Here is an 18,145-nt window from a genome sequence, read left to right as displayed (position 1 = left end):
TCTGCGGAGCCGGACGGAGCGGGGAGACCGGAGGGCGGACGCGAGGGCGTCCGGCGGCCGGGGCGTGGGTCAGAGATCGACGCCGAGCGCGCGGGCGTGACGGTCCGCGGCCAGCTCGGCGGACACCTCGTCGAGGTAGACCTCGCACACCAGACGGCCGTCGTGGGTCAGATTGTGCTCCAGCTCCCACAGCACGATCTCGTCCCCGCCGGCCAGCAGGAAGGCATGCTCGTAGAAGCGGCACCAGGTGGTGTCGGGGCCGCCGGAGCGGCGGCGCGGCTTGGGTGCCAGCGCGATGTCATGGGCGAACGCGGTCTCCAGCAGCCGCTCGGTCTCCCCGCCCGGCCGGTCGGGGTTCTCGGCGCGGCGCAGCACCCGGCGGGCGTGGTCGGCGGAGTTGTCGGCCACATAGGTACGGGGCGACTCCACCGGCTCGGTGGCCTGGTGCAGCAATTGCTCGGGCAGCCAGAGGGGTAAGCCGTCGAGCTCGTCCCAGCGGGAGCCGCCGATGCGCTCGTGGACCCGGCGCTCGGCCAGCGCGAGGGCGTCCTCGTCGGCGTAGAGCTCGTGGTGGGGTCCGTCGCCCGGACCGGTGCTGTGCTCCAGCTCCCACAGCAGCAGGCTGCTGCCGTCCGGGAGCAGGAAGACATGGCGGTAGGTGCTGTAGCCCAGCGGGCCGGAGGGATCGTTGCACTGGCGACAGGAACGCAGCTCGGACTGGTGCATCAGGGCGCATCGCGCCCGGGCCAGCACCGCTTCGCCGATCTCGAACCCGTTCTGCGCGCGGGCGAGCAGCCCGTCCATCAGCTCGGCGGGGGTCCCGCCCGTTCGTGAGTGCCCCATGTCCGTCCTCCCGCCTCCCGGCCTTGATGCGCCGCGCCCCCCGGGGCGACTGCTTCGCGCACTTAGCGTAGCGGCGTGAACACGGGCCGCGCTGCGGTTCGGCGAAGCTGTCGATGTGACTGTGCCTCACCTACGTCAGCGTCACCGCACCCGGATGTATCACTCGTCCGGCCAGGCCGCCGGGACGGCAGTCCGCGCCCGGTGATCGATGGCCCCGCGGCGCGGGCCACGGTGACGGCGCCGGCCGGGCGGCTCGCGGCCCATTCTTTATCAGGAGGCACCGGCGCTGCGCGCTGCTCCAAATGCCACTCCTTCCGGTATCGATTGCGGGAATCACCGGGAACACGCACCGCAGAAGTCGCGCTATGCCGGACGGGTGAAGCTGAGTGGTGAACCGAAGCCTTAACTGATGAGCTTCGTTGAGTCAGACGTCCGTGAATTCGCGGAGCAACCCAGACGGAGGAATTAAGTGAACATCGGCAAGAAGGCAATTCTCCTGACCGCCGCCGCCGGCGCCCTGGTCATCGGTGGCGCCGGCGGTGCCCTGGCCCACGACGGTGGCGACGGGTTCGTTGCGCAGCTGAACCACTGCGACGTGGCCACCGGCACCATCGCCACGGTCGGTGGGGCCGCCCCGACCGGCGACACCAACATCGGCGCCGACTGCATCAACTTCACCAACAGCTCTGGCAACGTCTTCCAGAGCAACGAGTGCGACACCGCGACCGGCGTCATCGCCCCGGTCGGTGGCCTTGCCCCGGTGGGTGACGTGAACGTCGGCGCCAACTGCACCAACATCGCCGTCGACGACTGAGTCGCTGACCCGATCGCGGTGTTCCCGCACCCAGCCGGAGCTCCGTGACACATCCCCCCGTTGGGACCAGCGGCCCTGGAAGCTCCCCTTCCAGGGCCGCTGCCACGTAAAAGGCTTTCAGCGACCGCCGTCGTTCGTCAGATGCTCGCTGAGATCGCCAAGCATCCACTTGGAGGCTCTTTATGCACATGCGCAAGAGGACGGCGCTTCTCGTAGCGGCCATGGGAGTGCTGCTCGTCGGCGGCGCGGGGGGAGCCGATGCCGCCGACAAATCGGCGCGCCAGGCCCTCCCCGGTGACGGAGGCAGCCAGAAGAACCGCTGTGACACGAGTTCCGTCATCGGCGGGATCAACCTGGTGACCTCATCGGACGTCACGACCGAGACCAACTGCGTCAACTACGCCGAATCCGGTGTCTCCGAGCAGAGCAACCGCTGCCGGACCCACTCGGTGATCGGCCCCGTCACCGTCAATCTGAGCGGTGGGAAGGTCACGCAGCGGACCAACTGCATCAACGTCAGCAAGTCGGGTGCCGTGTCCAAGCAGTCCAACGACTGCAAGACGACCTCGGTCATCGGCCCCATCTCGCTCGGACCCGGCGAGGTCACCCAGGAGACGAACTGCACCAACCTCGCGGGGGCCGACCCCGCGAACGGGAACGCGAAGCAGAAGGCGGGCGCCGCGGCCGGCGCACAGAGCCGCTGACAGCAGAGCCGCAGCTCCCTCGGACAGGGCTCTTCGGATCCGTCTTCTCACCTTTCTCGTCATGAACGCGACCCCCAGGACTGCATTGCCGGGGGTCGCGTTCCTGCTTTTCCAGAACCCGGTCGCCGGAAATCCGAATTTCAACCTCACACGCCGACTGAAGATACCTTTACTGTGGCATTCGGGTGATGAGCCCGAACACACCGGATCCTGCTGATCACAAATCTCGTTGATGGGGATGTCTGCGGATCACTCGCGGAGAACCTGATATGGAGGCACCAGCACAATGCAGATCAGCAAGAAGGTAGCTCTCATGGCCGCGGCGGCCGCGGGCACGATGGTCGTCGGTGGCGCAGGTAGCGCGAGTGCGTATGGCCTCTTCCCGCACAACGACGGCGTCCGCCAGTCCAACAGCTGCGATCTGAACCTCGGCACCGAGGCCGAGCTGCCCCTGCTCTCGGGCACCGGTGACTTCGACCCGAACCCGGACTGCGTGAACTTCACCAACGGGGACCACGTGGCGCAGAGCAACGACTGCGACACCAACACCAGCCTCGGCGCGGACGTCGGTGTCCTGGCCCCGTCCGGCGATGTCGACCTGGGCCCGAACTGCACCAACATCGCGGTCGAGCCGCCGGTGGTGCACAAGGACAAGGTGGTGCACAAGGACAAGAAGGTGAAGGCGAAGAAGGAGACCAAGGCCCCGGCCAAGAAGCACGCGAAGGCCAAGGCGAAGGTCGTCAAGGCCAAGGCGAAGCACAAGGACTGCTGAGCCCCGCCTCTCCACCTGCGCGCCGCGCCCCTGGAAGCGATGCTTCCAGGGGCGCCTGGCGTTCCACGGTCAGCCCTCGCGAAGACCAGGCCGTCGGATCAGGTCGTGCAGGTGCCGATGGCCGGCTGGCAGTTCGCCGGGTTGTTGGCGAGCACCATGGTGGAGTTGAGCGTCACCGTACCGCCGTCCATGAAGATGCCGCCGCCGGTGTTCCCGGGGCCGCCGTTCGCCGTGTTCCTCGTGATGAAGTCCCCGGTCAGCTGGGTGGCGCCCGCGTGGTTGAACAGCCCGCCGCCGTTCAGGGCGGCCGTGTTGTCCCGCACCGCGGTGCCGGAGACGTTCAGCGTGCTGCCGAGGTTGGCGATGCCGCCGCCGAAGCTCCCGGCGGTGTTGTTCGCGATGGTGCTCCCGCTGATGGTGAGGGGCCCGGTGGACGTGACCACGCCACCTCCCTCGAAGTTGGTCGTCCTGTTCCTCTCCACCGCGACACTGCTCAGCGTCGTCATGCCGTAGTTGGCGACCCCGCCACCGGTGTTCACGGCGGTGTTGTCGGAGATGTTCCCGCCGCTGACGAGGGCATTGGCCAGGGTGTTGATGTGGATGCCGCCGCCGTCGCCCGCCGTATTCAGCGTCACATGCGTGGCCGAGAGTTTCATGGTGGCGCCCGAGGCGACCTCGATTCCGCCGCCGAGGTTGCTCGCGGTGTTGCCGGTGACGGTCGCCCGGCTCATGGTCAGCTTGCCGAGCGTGAGGACGCCGCCACCGTCCGTCGCTCCCGCGTCCGTGGCGCTGCCGTTGGCCAGCGTGACGTTGTTGACGGTGAGCCTGCCCCCGGCGGCCACCTCGGCGATACGGAAGGCCGGAGCGGCCGCGCTGCGCTGGATGGTCGCGCCGAGGCCGGTGAGGGTCACGTTGCCGGTGATGATGGGCAGCCCGTCGGGGCCGTTGGCACCGGTCGCCTCCACGGACGTCAGCGTGTACACGCATCCGGTGGCCAGGACCACCGTGCCACCTGCCGGTGCGCTGTTGGCGGCGTCGATGGCGTCGATCAGCGCCTCCGTGTCGCCACAGGGGACGGGGGGCTGGCTCGGTCCGTTGCCGCCGCCTCCGCCTCCGCCCCCGCCCCCCATGTCCTGGGCGGAGGCGGGGACGGAAAGCGCCCACGCCGATACCGCCAGTGCGATGACGGGGATGAAACCGCGGGTCGTTGTCACGCGTCGCACGAGGTGTCTCCTTAAGCGTTCTGAGCGAGCCGAGCAAGCAGAGATCAGCAGCATCAGACTGTGCGGAGGGATCGCCTTCGGCATCCGCGCGGACCCCGGTCGGCCGATCACGACGTGCGGCGATGGCAGCCGTCCGCACCGGGACGGCCGTCCATGACCGTGGTCGCGCGACCGTCTGGGACATGGCAAAACCCCAGGTCAACGAGTAAACCTACGGGCATATCGGACGGGTCGTCAGGTATGTGAAGCACACATCGGAAAATTCGCACCTCCGCGATACGCCGATCGGGGCGGACCGTTCCGGAAGGGGCGTCAGTTCTCGTTCATGGCTGGGGGATGGCCACCCCGGTCGGTCAAGGCGGCTTACGCCGGACCGTCTTCAGCGGGACCCGCCGTCGTCCCCCGGCGCGGCGGCACGGGCCGTGATCCGCTCCCACGCCTCGCCGGCCGTCAGATCGGTCAGGCCCTCGGTGAGCGGCAGGTGCGCGGCGCAGAACCACTCGGCGTTCTCCGGATGCCCGGTCCAGCCGTCCTCGTACCGCTCGGTCGGGCGGAAGTAGACCACGGTGAATCGGTCGTAGCCCTCGTCGGCCGACGGTCTCGCACGGCACACCAGGCAGATCGGTGGCATCACGGTCCGGCTCCCCCCTGTCCGCTGCTGTCGCCCGCTTCCGGTGACGTCCGAGGCCCGTGCCGGGTGATCCCGGCACGGGCCTCTTCGGTGGGTCATCAGGGGCTCGAACCCTGAACCAATGGATTAAAAGTCCACTGCTCTGCCAATTGAGCTAATGACCCGCACCCCCGCAGCATAGCCCGGACGGGGGCCAAGACCCGAGCCAATACCCTCCAGGAGCGAAAGGCCGTGCAACAGCGCGGTGTTGCACGGCCCCGAGCCGCTCCGGGCGGACGCCCGGGTCAGCCGTTCCGATCAGCCGTTGCGCTTCCAGCGCGGCTTGTCGGTGCGGCGGTCGTGCGAGCGGTCGAAGGACCGGCCGCCGGTGCCGCCACGGTGGTCGTCACGGCGGGCCGGACGCTCGTCGCGGCGGTCCCGGTTGAACGGACGGTCCCCGCCGCGGTGGGCGTGGTCACGGCGCTCGAACGGACGGCCCGGACGGTCCTCACGACGGTCGTCGCGGCGGTTGAAGCCGCCACGGTCGTCACGGCGCTCGAAGGAACGGCCACCGCGGTCGTCACGACGCTCGAAGGAACGGCCGCCACGGTCGTCACGACGCTCGAAGGAACGGCCGCCACGGTCGTCACGACGCTCGAAAGAACGGCCGCCACGGTCGTCACGACGCTCGAAAGAACGGCCGCCACGGTCGTCACGACGGTCCCGGCCGAAACCGCGGTCGCCGCGCTCGCCCCGGTCGTCGCGGCGGTTGAAGCCACCGCGGTCGTCGCGGCGGTTGAACCCGCCACGGTCACCGCGGTCACCGCGGTCGTCACGGCGGTCGCGGCCGAAGCCACGGTCGTCGCGGCGGTCACGGCGGTCGAAGTTGCCCCGCTCGTCACGGCGGTCGTACGACGGACGGCGCGGCGCGTCGTCGGCACCGGCCGACTCGGCGGCGGGAGCCGCCACGGGCTCGTCCGTGCGCTGCGCGGGAACGGTCGCGACGGCCTCGGCCGCCTCTCCGGACGCCTGGGCCGTGCCCGCCGCGTCGGCCGCCGCGGCCGTCTCGGCGGTGGGTACGGTCTCGCCGCGCTCACGCGCCACGCGGGCCGTCAGGCGGTCGGCCTCCTCGCGCAGCTCGGTGGCGCGCCGCTGGACCCGCTCCAGCTGCCGGGTGAGGTCCTGGACCTCACGCTCGGCCTGCTTGGCGGAGTTGGCGGCCGCCTCGGCCTGGACCTCGGTGAGCGAGCGGGCACCGGTGATCTGGGCCACGTCCTCGTCGAAGGCGCCCGCCCCGCCCACGATGTGGCGGGAGGCGTCCACGCCCGCGTCCTCCATCAGCCGGAAGATCTGGCGGCGCTGGTGCGGCAGGGCGAGCGAGACGACGGTGCCGCTCTGGCCCGCGCGGGCGGTACGGCCCGAGCGGTGCAGGTAGTCCTTGTGGTCACCGGCCGGGTCCACGTTGAGCACCAGGTCGATGCCGTCCACGTGGATGCCGCGCGCGGCGACGTCCGTCGCGACGAGCACGTTGACGTACCCGTCCTTGAAGTCGGCCAGGGTGCGGGTGCGGGCGCCCTGGGTCATACCGCCGTGCAGCGCGTCGGCCCGTACGCCCGCGTCGCACAGCTGCTCGGCGACGCGGTCGGCGCCCAGCTGGGTCCGGACGAAGATGATGGTGCGGCCCTTGCGGGCGGCGATGGCGGCGGTGACCGGGGCCTTGTCCTTCGGCTTCACCACCAGCACGTGGTGGGTCATGGTCGAGACGGCGCCCGCGGACGGGTCGACCTCATGAGTGACCGGGTTCACCAGGTAGCGCTTGACCAGCGTGTCGATCTCGTTCTCCAGCGTCGCGGAGAACAGCAGCCGCTGGCCGCCCTGGGGCACCAGGTCGAGGATCTCGGTGACCTCGGGCAGGAAGCCCATGTCGGCCATCTGGTCGGCCTCGTCGAGGACCGCGATCTGGACCTTGTCCAGGGAGGCGGCGCCACGGTCGATGATGTCGCGCAGCCGGCCCGGAGTGGCGACGAGGATGTCGACACCCCGCTCCAGGGCGCTGATCTGATTGCCCATCGAGGTGCCGCCGCAGACGACCTTGAGCCGGAGGCCCAGGACGTCGCCGTACGGCTGGAGCGCGTCGCTCACCTGCATCGCGAGCTCACGCGTCGGGGTGAGGATCAGACCGCGCGGGCGCTTCTTCTCGGTCTGGCCGCCGGACAGCGTGGTCAGCAGCGGGAGGCCGAAGGAGAGGGTCTTGCCGGAGCCGGTGCGGCCGCGGCCGAGGATGTCCTTCCCGGACAGGGCGTCGGGGATGGTAGCGGCCTGGATCGGGAAGGGCGTGGTCACGCCGTTCTGCGCCAGCTTGCGGACGATCTGCTCGGAGAGCCCGAGGTCCGCGAAGGTGATCTCGGGGGTCTTCTCGCCTTGCGGCTGGTCCTGCTGCTCCGGCTGAGCCTGCACAGGCTGCTCGGGCTGCTCGGGCTGCTCGGGCTGCACGGGCTGCTCGTCGTGAGCGGGCATGACGGCGTGATCAGTGGAAACGGACATGCGAAATGCGAAACCTTCCGGAGTCTCGGCACGCGCCCAAACTCCGTGTGAGTCGCAAACAACCGCCTCAATGCGGTCAGCCACAGGATGGGAAGGAACGCGCCTCGCGACGCACTTCAATGAGGCGCCGGGCAAATGGGATCAAACGATCTACCACCATACGCACTCCCACCCCTCAAGAGCAAATTCGCTCCAGTTGTGATCCACTCGCCCGCCACCTCGCCCGATGCGTGCTCCGCGCCGCGTGCTCCGCGCGCGCCCACCACGCGCTCCAGCGGGCCTCCGGCGCCGCTCCAGCGCCGCTGGAGGGTTCCGTCAGCCCGCGGGGGCGTCGGTGGAGGCCGGCGGGGACGTGGGCTCGGGCGGGGTGGGCTTGGGCTCGGAGGCGGTCGGCGGCGCGGTGGTGGGGTGCGGCTCCGGGGCCGGGTCGGTGGGCGCGTCACCGCCCGGCTGCGGCGGCGGGGACGGCTCGGGGTGGTCCTGGGGCGAGCCGTGCTTCTTCTTCCCGGACGACGGCGTGGACGACTCCTCCGGGTCCGGCGCGTCGGCCGACGACTTCCCGCGCTTCTCGCCCTTCTTCCGCTTCTCGCCCTTCTTCCCGTCCTTCCCGCCCTTTCCGTCCCGCTCGTGATCGGGGTACGGATGGCCCTTGCCGCCCGAGCGCACCACCGAGCCGCCGGACTCGTCCGTCCCGCCCTTCTGCTGTGAGCTGCGGTGCTTGTCCGGCCGCTCGGGGTCGTCCGAGATGCTCATACAGCCGCCCAGGGACATCGCCGCCACCGCGAGGCTCACGACCGCGGCGGCGCGCGCCGTCATGCGCGGCGTGCGCCCGGCGTGGGACGCGCCCCGTCCGGCGGGCGCCGGACGGCCGGTCCGGGAGGACCGGTGCGAGGGATCGTCGGTGTGGGGAGCGGGGGATCCGGGCATGCGCGGGACACCTTCCAGGCCGCAGGGCTGTGACGCACTGCCCAACTGGCCCCGCCCCGCCCAGGACACGCGTCCCGGCACGGCTGGTACGCGAGTGATACAAGCGCGCCGCGGCCACCGGGCGGTGCGCGGTGCGGCGGAGTCCGGGCCCTACGGGGCGGAGTCACGGCGCACCGGGGCCGGGACGACGCCCAGGAGCCCGGCCGCGGGGCCGGGCCCGGCCCTTCCCCGGGGCAGCCCCGACGGCCGGACCGGGGGGCGCCGCGTGCCCGCGCCGTCGCTCACCCGTAGCCGAGGGCGTGCAGCCGTTCGTCGTCGATCCCGAAGTGATGGGCGATCTCGTGGACGACGGTCACCTCCGTCTCCTGGACCACCTCCTCCCGCGTCTCGCTCATCCGCAGCGTCGGCCCGCGGTAGATGGTGATCCGGTCCGGCAGCACGCCCGCGTACCACTCGCCCCGGTCCGTGAGCGGCGTCCCCTCGTACAACCCGAGCAGCTCGGGGTCGTCGGCCGGTGGCTCGTCCTCCACGAACACGGCGACGTTGTCCATCAGCCGGGTCAGCTCCGGCGGAATCCGGTCCAGCGCCTCGGCGACCAGTTCCTCGAACTCCTCGCGCGTCATCTCCAACACGTGGCCATTGTCGGGCAGCGGGGCCCGGAAAGGCGCGGTGCGCGGCCCACTTCCTCGTACCGCGGACGATCCCGGAAGATCCCGTCCGGCGCCCGGGACCGCCTCACCGTCCGAACACGGTGCCGGGCACCGGCCCGGGAATGCGGTCCGGGCGGCTGGGCATACGGGCCCCATGGCCCGCGATCCGCTCCGGCTGCTCCGTGCCACCGCTCAGCGCGCACGGGCCGCGGTTCCCTCCCCGTTCCGCCGCCACCGCAGCCACCCGTCCCCCTCCCCTTGCGCCCCCGCTTCCGCGTCGGCCGCCTCGTCCGCCTCTCCGCGCCTCACTCGCCGCAGGCGTCCCGGCCGTCCCCTCGACCTGGAGGCGTCCGCCCGCCCCCGGCCGCTGGTACGGGCCACCGGGCTGGCCGTCGTGACCGTCATCGGGGCATGGATGGGACTGCTGGTCGTCGGCAGTGTCCACACCTCCATCGGCCCCATGGACACACGGATGGCGCTGCGGCCCTCCTTCGTGGGCGGAACCAAGATCAATGTGTCCCCGCTGGGTGCGCTGGAGCTCGACAGCCATCACGCGCCGTTGCGGCTGGACGTCGATGTGGACCGGCTGGACCCGGTCCGCTCCGAGGCGCTCGTCGATCACCCCGAGCGGCTCTCCGGCCTCCAGGAGGAGGTCGCGAGCGATGTCGCCCACGGCACCCTGGACCTCGCGGTGCGCTCCTGCGTCGCCGTCGTCTTCGGCGCCACCGCGCTGGGCCTCGCGGTCTACCGGCGCCCGCGCCGGGCGCTGGCCGCCGGGGGCCTCGCGCTCTCACTGCTCGCCGCGTCCGGCGCCGCCGCGTACGCGACCTGGAACCCGAAATCGGTGCTGGAGCCGCGCTACTCCGGACTGCTCTCCAGCGCACCGTCGGTGGTCGGCAACGCGCGCAGCATCGTCACGGAATTCGATGTCTACCAGCGGGAGTTGGCCAGGCTGGTGACCAACGTCACGCAGCTGTACGAGGTCACCTCGACGCTTCCCGCGTACCAGCCCGATCCGACGACCATGCGGGTGCTGCACATCTCGGACGTCCATCTGAACCCGGCCGCCTGGCACATCGTCGAATCGCTGGTCCGGCAGTACAAGATCAACGTGATCGTGGACACCGGCGACACGATGGATCACGGCACCGCGGCCGAGAACGGCTTCCTCGATCCGGTCTCGACGCTCGGCGCGCCGTACGTCTGGGTGCGGGGCAACCACGACTCGGCGACGACCCAGCGCCACCTCGCCCGGCGCAAGAACGTCCATGTCGTCGACGACGGCAGGGTGGTCACCGTCGGCGGACTGCGGATCGCGGGCATCGGCGACCCCCAGTTCACCCCCGACCGCTCGGTCGCCGCCTCCGGCGAGCGGGCCGAGCACCGCGCGGGCGAGCGGCTGGCCCGCGCCATCCGGGCCCGCGAGGCGGCGGGCGACCCGCCCGTGGACCTCGCCCTCGCCCACAACCCGGACGCGGCCCGGGAGACCGACGGCACCGTTCCGCTCGCCCTCACCGGCCACGTCCACCACCGGCGCACGGAGGTCCTGCCGGGCGGCACCCGGCTGATGACGGAGGGCTCCACGGGCGGCAGCGGACTGCGTGCGGTGGACGACGGCGACCCCGACAAGGTCCAGGCGTCGGTCCTCTACCTGGACCGGGACACCCACCGGCTCCAGGCGTGGGACGAGATCGACCTCGGTGGGCTGGGTCTGTCGAAGGCCGAGGTCAGCCGTCATCTCCCGGCCGAGAACGCACCGGGGGCGACGTCGACACCCGCCACCGGGTAAACCGTTTTGGCGAACTTCCCCGGCATCCCATATGCTTCTCGCGTCCCCGAAAGCGCCACCAGGCGCCCAGGTGAGCCATCGGCCCTCATCGTCTAGTGGCCCAGGACGCCGCCCTTTCAAGGCGGTAGCACGGGTTCGAATCCCGTTGGGGGCACAGATTCTCTATATCGCCGCAGGTCAGACCCCACAGCGGGGCGACCTGCGGCTTTTTTTGCATCCCTGCCCCGACTGCCCGGAGCCCGTTCTCCGCGCCCTTCCGCCCCCTCCCCCGCCCGGCCCCGTGAGCGGTCAGAACACCCCCCGAGGTCTGATACGCTGATCCAGCGATAACGACGCGGCGGAGCCCGGAAGAGCCCCTCCCGCAAAGGTCGCGGGGAATGCGAATCCACCGAGAGAAATCCCGTTGGGAACGTATGCCACCCTGTGCGAGACTCGTGCTCGTACACGCAAGGTCCTGTGGAGCAGTTTGGAGTGCTCGCCACCCTGTCAAGGTGGAGGCCGCGGGTTCAAATCCCGTCAGGACCGCTGCGGCTGGGTAGCTCAGTTGGTACGAGCGTCCGCCTGAAAAGCGGAAGGTCGCCGGTTCGACCCCGGCCCCAGCCACCGCAGCCCTCATGAGGGCAAAGCCCCCTCCGGGTTCTCCCGGAGGGGGCTTCTTCGTTGTCCGTGACCGGAGTTGCCGGCGGACCGTGCGCCGCCGCGCCGGTACCGGGGCCGCGCCGTACGCTGGCGGCGTGACGCGGCTGATCGTGGCGGGCGGAGGTGGCGGGGACGCGGTCGCCGCTGCCGTACTCGACAGCGTGCTGTACGGGGTGGACGGCCCCGGAGGCGAACCGGCCGTGATCCTCACCTACTCCTGGGACCGGCTGATCGTCGATCCCTTCCCCGGACCGCGCGGCGCCGCCGGCTTCACCGGGCTGCGACGGCTGACGCCCCATGTGTACGCCGTGCCCGCCGACGCGGTGCCCGTACCGCCGGGCGGGGCCACACTGCCCCGGCTCGCCCGGGAGCTTCCGCACTCCTTCGCGCTGATCGATCCGCACCACGGGGTCGAGGGCATGATCCGGCAGCTCGAGGAGCTGGTGGAGCGGCTGGCCCCGGACTCCGTCGACCTGCTGGACGTGGGCGGCGACATCCTGGCGCGGGGCGATGAGCCGACGCTGCTGAGTCCGCTCGGCGACGCGCTGTCGCTCGCCGCCTGCGCCCAGGCCACCGCGGAGATCCGGCTGCTGGTCGCCGGGCCCGGGCTCGACGGGGAGCTTCCGCCGGAGATGCTGCGGGAGCGTCTCGGACCGGTGGTCCACACCCTGCGGGCGGCGGAGGTCGCCCCCGTCGACGGCGTCATGGAGTGGCACCCGTCGGAGGCCACCGCCATGCTCATGGCCGCCGCGCGGGGCGAACGGGGGCTGTGCGAGATCCGGGACGCCGGGCTGGCGGTGCCGCTCACCGATGGCTCCCCGGCCGTCCACGAGGCCGACCTCGACGCCGCCTTCGCACGCAATCTGCTCGCCCGGGCCATCGTCACGACCACCGGTCTGGACGAGGCCGAGCGGTACAGCCGGGAGCTCTTCGGACACTCCGAGATCGACGGCGAACGGGAGAAGGCCGCCCGGCTGGGGCATCGCCCCGGCACCGCGCCGCCCGACCCCGACGAGGCGCTGCGGCGGCTGGCGGCGTTCGAGGACGACGCCCGGGCCCGCGGGATCACCCACACCACCTTCCGCCGTCTCACCGAGGCCCTCGGGGTGCCCGGCGAGCACCGCACCGCCCTGCGCTCCCTGTTGATCGCCGCGCACCCCGAGCGGTACGCCGCACCCCTGTGGCGGCTCTGAGCACCCGCACGGTTTTCTTCCGATGATCGGAGTGGGGTACAGTTGATCTCGCAACGCCGCCCCAGCGGGCGGGGTTTGATGCGTCGGTCGTCTAAGGAAAGATGCTCGTCTCCAAACGAGAGATGTAGGTGCAAGGCCTGCTCGGCGCTCCAGTGAAGATCCCCCTCTGACAGCAGAGGGGGATCTTCTGTTTCCCGGCACCGCCTCCGCGGCGCCGTCACCCCGTGTGCGACGGATGCTCCGGGGTCGCCCTCGGCGGCCGTCCGCCCGGGTGCCGGTGGCGCCAGCCCCAGAAGACCGCCGCCGAGAGCACGCACCAGCCGGCGAGCACCAGGAAGGGGAACGCGTGCTGGTGCTCGCCGAAGTAGACCGCGGTGTGCTGGGCGTTCACCGAGGCGCCCGGCGGCAGCCAGCGGCCGATCCGGCCCAGGAGGGACGGCAGCAGGGGCCAGGAGACCGCGCCGCCCGAGGAGGGGTTGCCCAGCAGCACCATCAGCCCCCAGGTCGGGATCAGCGCCCAGCGTCCGAAGAGCACGTTGAACATCGAGAAGACCAGCCCCGACGTGAACATCGTCAGGGCCAGGATCGACCAGGACTCCAGGAACGGGAGGTCCAGCGTGCCCAGCCCCCAGTCCACGACCGCCGCGATGGCGAAGCCGCCGAGCAGCGCGTACGCGATCATGAAGCCGACGCGTTCGGCCGGTCCGAGCCCGGCGGCGTTCACGCTCAGCTGGATCGCGCCCAGGAAGCCGATGATCACTGCGGCGAGCGTGACGTAGAAGATCGCGAGGCCGCGCGGATCGCCCTCCTGGAGCGGTTTGAGGTCCCTGACCCGGACCGGTACGTCCACCGCCCGGCCCACCCCGTCCGCGGCCGAGGTGAGCACCTCGGCGACGGAGGCGCCCGCCGCGGCGGAGACGTCCAGCTCGACGACGTGGTCGTGCACCCGCAGCACGGCGAAGACCTTCTGTTCCTCGACGGCCCAGCGGGCCGCGCCGAACGAGGGGTACTCATGCAGCCGGAGCGAGGCGTTGAGCGCCCGCTCCATCCCGCCGATGAACTCCATCCGCGAGACGTCGCCCCGGTCGCTGGGGATCACCGCGGTGGGGATCTGGCGCGGGGTGGGGTTGGCGAACGCGTAGGTGTACGAGCCCGCGAAGAGACCCGCGCCCGCCGAGATGATCAGCACGATGACGGCGGCCGGGAGGTACGCCGAATGCTTGAAGCGCTCCCAGACCGATGGCGCGGCCCCCGTCCCGGCCCCGGAGCCCGGCCGCCGCCCGGGGTCCCGACCTCCCGGCCTGTCCGCTGTGTCATCCGCCATGCGCTCACGCTAGAGCGGCATCCCGGGCATAGCTCGCAACACGGCCTGAAGAGAAATGGTTCGCCAGCCGATTTCCGGAGGTGAGATCCTGGGGTCTGTATGTCCACCACGCCTGCCCCCGCCCTGCCCGCCCTGCTGGAGCGGCTCCCCGAGCTCATGCTGCGTGACCAGCAGCGGCTGGGTCGCCGGCTCGACGGCGCGCGCCGGATCCGCAAGACCGAGGCCCGTACGGCCGTCCTCGGCGAGATCGCCCAGGAGGTCGAGCGCGCCGAGCTGCGGGTCGCGGACCGCCGGGCGGCCGTACCGGACGTCACCTATCCGGAAGAGCTGCCGGTCAGCCAGAAGAAGGACGACATCCTGGCCGCCGTGCGCGATCACCAGGTGGTGATCGTCGCGGGTGAGACCGGCTCCGGCAAGACCACCCAGATCCCCAAGATCTGTCTGGAGCTGGGACGCGGGGTGAAGGGGCTCATCGGCCACACCCAGCCCCGGCGTATCGCCGCCCGTACGGTGGCCGAGCGCATCGCCGAGGAGATCGGGACGCCACTGGGCGAATCGGTCGGCTGGAAGGTCCGCTTCACCGACCAGGTGAGCCAGGACACCCACATCAAGCTGATGACCGACGGCATCCTGCTCGCGGAGATCCAGACCGACCGCGAGCTGCGCCAGTACGACACGATCATCATCGACGAGGCGCATGAGCGCAGCCTCAACATCGACTTCCTGCTCGGCTACCTCGCCCAGCTGCTCCCCCGCCGCCCCGACCTCAAGGTCGTGATCACCTCCGCGACCATCGACCCCGAGCGCTTCTCCCGCCACTTCGGCGACGCGCCGATCGTCGAGGTCAGCGGGCGTACGTATCCGGTCGAGGTGCGCTACCGGCCGCTGCTGGAGGAGGGCGGCGAGGACAGCGACCGCGACCAGATCACCGCGATCTGCGACGCGGTCGACGAGCTCCAGGCCGAGGGCCCGGGCGACATCCTGGTCTTCCTCTCCGGTGAGCGGGAGATCAGGGACACCGCCGACGCGCTGAACAAGAAGCAGCTGCGGTCCACCGAGGTACTGCCGCTGTACGCGCGGCTGTCCCACGCCGAGCAGCACCGGGTCTTCCAGCGGCACACCGGCAGACGGATCGTGCTGGCCACCAACGTGGCGGAGACCTCGCTGACCGTCCCCGGCATCCGCTATGTGATCGACCCGGGCACCGCCCGGATCTCCCGCTACAGCCACCGCACCAAGGTCCAGCGGCTGCCGATCGAACCGGTCTCGCAGGCCAGCGCCAACCAGCGCAAGGGACGTTGCGGCCGTACCAGCGACGGCATCTGCGTCCGGCTGTACTCCGAGGACGACTTCCTCACCCGCCCGGAGTTCACCGACGCCGAGATCCTGCGGACCAACCTCGCCTCCGTGATCCTCCAGATGACCGCCGCCGGACTGGGCGACATCGAGAAGTTCCCGTTCATCGATCCGCCGGACCGGCGCAACATCAAGGACGGCGTCCAGCTCCTGGAGGAGCTGCACGCGCTGGACGGCGCGCAGAAGGATCCGCGGAAGCGGCTGACCACGGTCGGCCGCAAGCTGGCCCAGCTGCCGGTGGACCCGCGGCTGGCCCGGATGGTGCTGGAGGCGGACCGCAACGGCTGTGTGCGCGAGGTCATGGTGATCGCGGCGGCGCTGTCGATCCAGGACCCGCGCGAACGCCCCTCCGACAAACAGCAGCAGGCCGACCAGCAGCACGCCCGCTTCAAGGACGAGTCGAGCGACTTCCTGGCCTTCCTCAACCTGTGGAAGTACATCCGGGAGCGGCAGCGGGAGCTGTCCTCGTCCGCGTTCCGCCGGATGTGCCGTCAGGAGTTCCTCAACTACCTGCGGATACGCGAATGGCAGGACATCTACAGCCAGCTGCGCACGGTCGCGAAGACCATGGACATCCAGCTGTCCGAGCAGGACGCGGCGCCGGACCGGGTGCACATCTCGCTGCTGTCCGGGCTGCTGTCGCACATCGGGCTCAAGGACGCCGAGAAGAACGAGTACGTGGGCGCGCGCAGCGCCAGGTTCGCGGTCTTCCCCGGATCGGCGCTGTTCAAGAAGCCGCCGCGCTGGGTGATGTCGGCCGAGCTGGTGGAGACCTCCCGGCTCTGGGCGCGGGTCAACGCGAAGGTCGAGCCCGAGTGGATCGAACCGCTCGCCGAGCACCTGATCAAGCGCACGTACAGCGAACCGCACTGGGAGCAGAAGCAGGCCGCGGTGATGGCGTACGAGCGGGTCACGCTCTACGGCGTGCCGATCGTGGCCCAGCGGAAGGTCAACTACGGCCGGATCGACCCGGAGACCTGCCGTGACCTGTTCATCCGCAATGCCCTGGTCGAGGGCGACTGGCGCACCCACCACCAGTTCTTCCACGACAACCGGAAGCTGCTGGGCGAGGTGGAGGAGCTGGAGCACCGGGCCCGCCGCCGCGACATCCTGGTGGACGACGAGACCCTCTTCGACTTCTACGAGCAGCGCATCCCCGAACATGTGGTGTCCGGTGCGCACTTCGACTCCTGGTGGAAGCACAAGCGGCGCGAGGAGCCGGAGCTTCTCAACTTCGAGAAGTCGATGCTCATCAACGAGCGGGCACAGGACGTCACCAAGGACGCCTATCCGGACTCCTGGCGGCAGGGAAACCTCAAGTTCCGGGTGACGTACCAGTTCGAGCCGGGCGCGGACGCGGACGGGGTGACCGTCCACATCCCGCTCCAGGTACTCAACCAGGTCACCGCGGACGGGTTCGACTGGCAGATCCCGGGGCTGCGCGAGGACCTGGCGACCGAGCTGATCCGGTCGCTGCCCAAGCCGGTGCGGCGCAACTACGTCCCGGCGCCCAACTACGCCCAGCGCTTCCTGGAAAGCGCTGTCCCCCTCCAGGAGCCGCTGACCACCGCCCTCGGGCGGGAGCTCCAGCGGATGGTGGGGGTACGGATCGAGCCGGAGGACTGGGACCGGTCGAAGGTCCCGGACCATCTGAAGATCACCTTCCGGGTGATCGACGAGCGGCGCCGCAAGCTGGCCGAGGACAAGGACCTGGAGGCGCTCAAGCAGCGGCTGAAGCCGAAGACCCGGGCCGCGATCTCCAAGGCGTTCGAGTCCTCGAAGGAGGCCGTCGGCATCGAGCAGCGCGGCGGGCTGACCTCATGGACGGTCGGCTCCCTGCCGCGCACCTTCGAGACCCGCCGCGGGGGCCAGCCGGTCAAGGCGTATCCGGCGCTGGTGGACGAGGGCGCGTCGGTGGCGCTGCGGCTCTTCGACACCGAGCCCGAGCAGCGGCAGGCGATGTGGCGGGGCACCCGCCGGCTGATCCTGCTCCAGCTGCCGTCCAGCCCGGCCAAGTTCGTCCAGGGGAAGCTGACCAACCAGGCCAAGCTGGCACTCTCCAGCAGCCCGCACGGCAGCATCGCGGCGCTCTTCGAGGACTGCGTCTCCGCGGCCGCCGACCGGCTCATCGCGGCGCGCGGCGGGCCGGCATGGGACGAGGAGTCGTTCCGCAAACTCTTCGACGCGGTCCGGGCCGACATCGCGGACGCCACGCTGGACACCGTCCGGAAGGTGCAGGAGGTGCTGGCGGCCTGGCAGTCGTGCGAGCGGCGGCTGAAGGCCACCACGAGCCCGGTGCTTCTGTCGTCCGTCCAGGACATCCGCGAGCAGCTCTCACGGCTGGTCTCACCGGGTTTCGTGACCGCCCACGGGGTGCGCCGCCTCCCGGACCTGATGCGCTACCTGGTGGCCGTGGACCGGCGGCTCCAGCAGCTCCCGGGCAACGCCGAGCGGGACCGCACCCGGATGGCCAAGGTGCACGAGATGCAGGACGAGTACGCCTGGCTGCTGGAGCAGTTCCCGGCGGGGCGTCCGGTGCCCCAGGAGGCGCTGGAGATCCGCTGGATGATCGAGGAGCTGCGGGTGAGCTACTTCGCCCACGCCCTGGGCACCGCCTATCCGGTCTCCGACAAGCGCATCGTGAAGGCGGTCGACGCGGCGGCCCCGTAGAGCCGGCCGGCACCGGCGGCGCGGGCCCGCCACGGGGCTCCCAGGGCCCTTCAGGGGCCGCCGGAGCGGCCGCCCGGGTGGCCGCGG

Annotated in this window: 13 protein-coding genes and 4 tRNA genes; 9 read left to right on the top strand and 8 right to left on the bottom strand. The window is 70.8% G+C overall.

Translation table 11 applies throughout. The features are described from left to right. Window positions 1-69: 69 nt before the first annotated feature. A complete protein-coding gene (locus AC07FT_RS15150) occupies window positions 70-843 on the bottom strand; it encodes a DUF6227 family protein (RefSeq protein WP_479176596.1) in 774 nt (257 codons plus the stop codon). A 469-nt stretch (window positions 844-1,312) separates the two neighbouring features. On the opposite strand from AC07FT_RS15150, the gene AC07FT_RS15145 reads away from it, so the two are divergent. The 3 genes from AC07FT_RS15145 to AC07FT_RS15135 all read left to right on the top strand — a co-directional run bounded on the left by AC07FT_RS15145 (window position 1,313) and on the right by AC07FT_RS15135 (window position 3,133). After that, window positions 1,313-1,657, top strand: coding sequence for a hypothetical protein (locus AC07FT_RS15145; protein ID WP_479176595.1), 345 nt, complete (start codon window positions 1,313-1,315; stop codon window positions 1,655-1,657). A 182-nt stretch (window positions 1,658-1,839) separates the two neighbouring features. Then, the gene (locus AC07FT_RS15140) at window positions 1,840-2,361 is read left to right on the top strand and encodes a hypothetical protein (RefSeq protein WP_479176594.1); all 522 of its coding nucleotides are present in this window, start codon (window positions 1,840-1,842) and stop codon (window positions 2,359-2,361) included. Between the two features lie 286 nt (window positions 2,362-2,647). After that, window positions 2,648-3,133 (top strand): hypothetical protein, encoded by a 486-nt coding sequence (locus tag AC07FT_RS15135; protein ID WP_479176593.1) that lies wholly within the window; start codon window positions 2,648-2,650, stop codon window positions 3,131-3,133. A gap of 98 nt (window positions 3,134-3,231) precedes the next feature. On the opposite strand, the gene AC07FT_RS15130 is transcribed toward AC07FT_RS15135, so the two are convergent. The 6 genes from AC07FT_RS15130 to AC07FT_RS15105 form a co-directional block, all read right to left on the bottom strand. Beyond that, window positions 3,232-4,356: a right-handed parallel beta-helix repeat-containing protein gene (locus tag AC07FT_RS15130; RefSeq protein ID WP_479176592.1), complete on the bottom strand. Its 1,125-nt coding sequence runs from the start codon at window positions 4,354-4,356 to the stop codon at window positions 3,232-3,234. 379 nt (window positions 4,357-4,735) lie between these two features. Then, the gene (locus AC07FT_RS15125) at window positions 4,736-4,990 is read right to left on the bottom strand and encodes a hypothetical protein (RefSeq protein ID WP_479176591.1); all 255 of its coding nucleotides are present in this window, start codon (window positions 4,988-4,990) and stop codon (window positions 4,736-4,738) included. A gap of 88 nt (window positions 4,991-5,078) precedes the next feature. Then, window positions 5,079-5,151 (bottom strand) — tRNA-Lys (locus tag AC07FT_RS15120). A gap of 133 nt (window positions 5,152-5,284) precedes the next feature. Then, on the bottom strand, window positions 5,285-7,510 hold the full coding sequence (locus tag AC07FT_RS15115; RefSeq protein ID WP_479176590.1) for a DEAD/DEAH box helicase: 2,226 nt from the start codon (window positions 7,508-7,510) through the stop codon (window positions 5,285-5,287). 315 nt (window positions 7,511-7,825) lie between these two features. Then, window positions 7,826-8,437 carry a hypothetical protein gene (locus AC07FT_RS15110; protein ID WP_479176589.1) on the bottom strand — a complete coding sequence of 204 codons (612 nt, stop codon included), beginning with the start codon at window positions 8,435-8,437 and terminating at the stop codon, window positions 7,826-7,828. 281 nt (window positions 8,438-8,718) lie between these two features. Continuing rightward, a complete protein-coding gene (locus AC07FT_RS15105; RefSeq protein WP_254744832.1) occupies window positions 8,719-9,069 on the bottom strand; it encodes a metallopeptidase family protein in 351 nt (116 codons plus the stop codon). A 172-nt stretch (window positions 9,070-9,241) separates the two neighbouring features. Here AC07FT_RS15105 and AC07FT_RS15100 point away from each other — a divergent pair, with 172 nt between their 5' ends. From AC07FT_RS15100 to AC07FT_RS15080, 5 genes are all read left to right on the top strand, one after another. Next, window positions 9,242-10,876, top strand: a complete 1,635-nt coding sequence (locus tag AC07FT_RS15100) for a metallophosphoesterase family protein (protein WP_479176588.1) — start codon at window positions 9,242-9,244, stop codon at window positions 10,874-10,876. 81 nt (window positions 10,877-10,957) lie between these two features. Next, window positions 10,958-11,030: transfer RNA gene (locus AC07FT_RS15095), tRNA-Glu, on the top strand. A gap of 296 nt (window positions 11,031-11,326) precedes the next feature. Further along, a tRNA-Asp gene (locus AC07FT_RS15090) sits at window positions 11,327-11,401 on the top strand. 4 nt (window positions 11,402-11,405) lie between these two features. Then, window positions 11,406-11,479, top strand: a tRNA-Phe gene (locus tag AC07FT_RS15085). Between the two features lie 131 nt (window positions 11,480-11,610). After that, window positions 11,611-12,708 (top strand): DUF1152 domain-containing protein, encoded by a 1,098-nt coding sequence (locus tag AC07FT_RS15080; RefSeq protein ID WP_479176587.1) that lies wholly within the window; start codon window positions 11,611-11,613, stop codon window positions 12,706-12,708. 217 nt (window positions 12,709-12,925) lie between these two features. On the opposite strand, the gene AC07FT_RS15075 is transcribed toward AC07FT_RS15080, so the two are convergent. Then, window positions 12,926-14,032 (bottom strand): ABC-2 transporter permease, encoded by a 1,107-nt coding sequence (locus AC07FT_RS15075; protein ID WP_479176586.1) that lies wholly within the window; start codon window positions 14,030-14,032, stop codon window positions 12,926-12,928. Window positions 14,033-14,131: 99 nt separating this feature from the next. Between AC07FT_RS15075 and hrpA the strand changes: the two genes are divergently transcribed. Continuing rightward, a complete protein-coding gene (hrpA, locus tag AC07FT_RS15070) occupies window positions 14,132-18,058 on the top strand; it encodes an ATP-dependent RNA helicase HrpA (RefSeq protein WP_479176585.1) in 3,927 nt (1,308 codons plus the stop codon). The last annotated feature ends 87 nt before the right edge of the window (window positions 18,059-18,145 follow it).

The organism is Streptomyces sp. NPDC045899 (assembly GCF_056431485.1).
The sequence above is the reverse complement of the archived record's forward strand: the minus strand, read 5'-3'. Positions and strand labels throughout refer to the sequence as shown.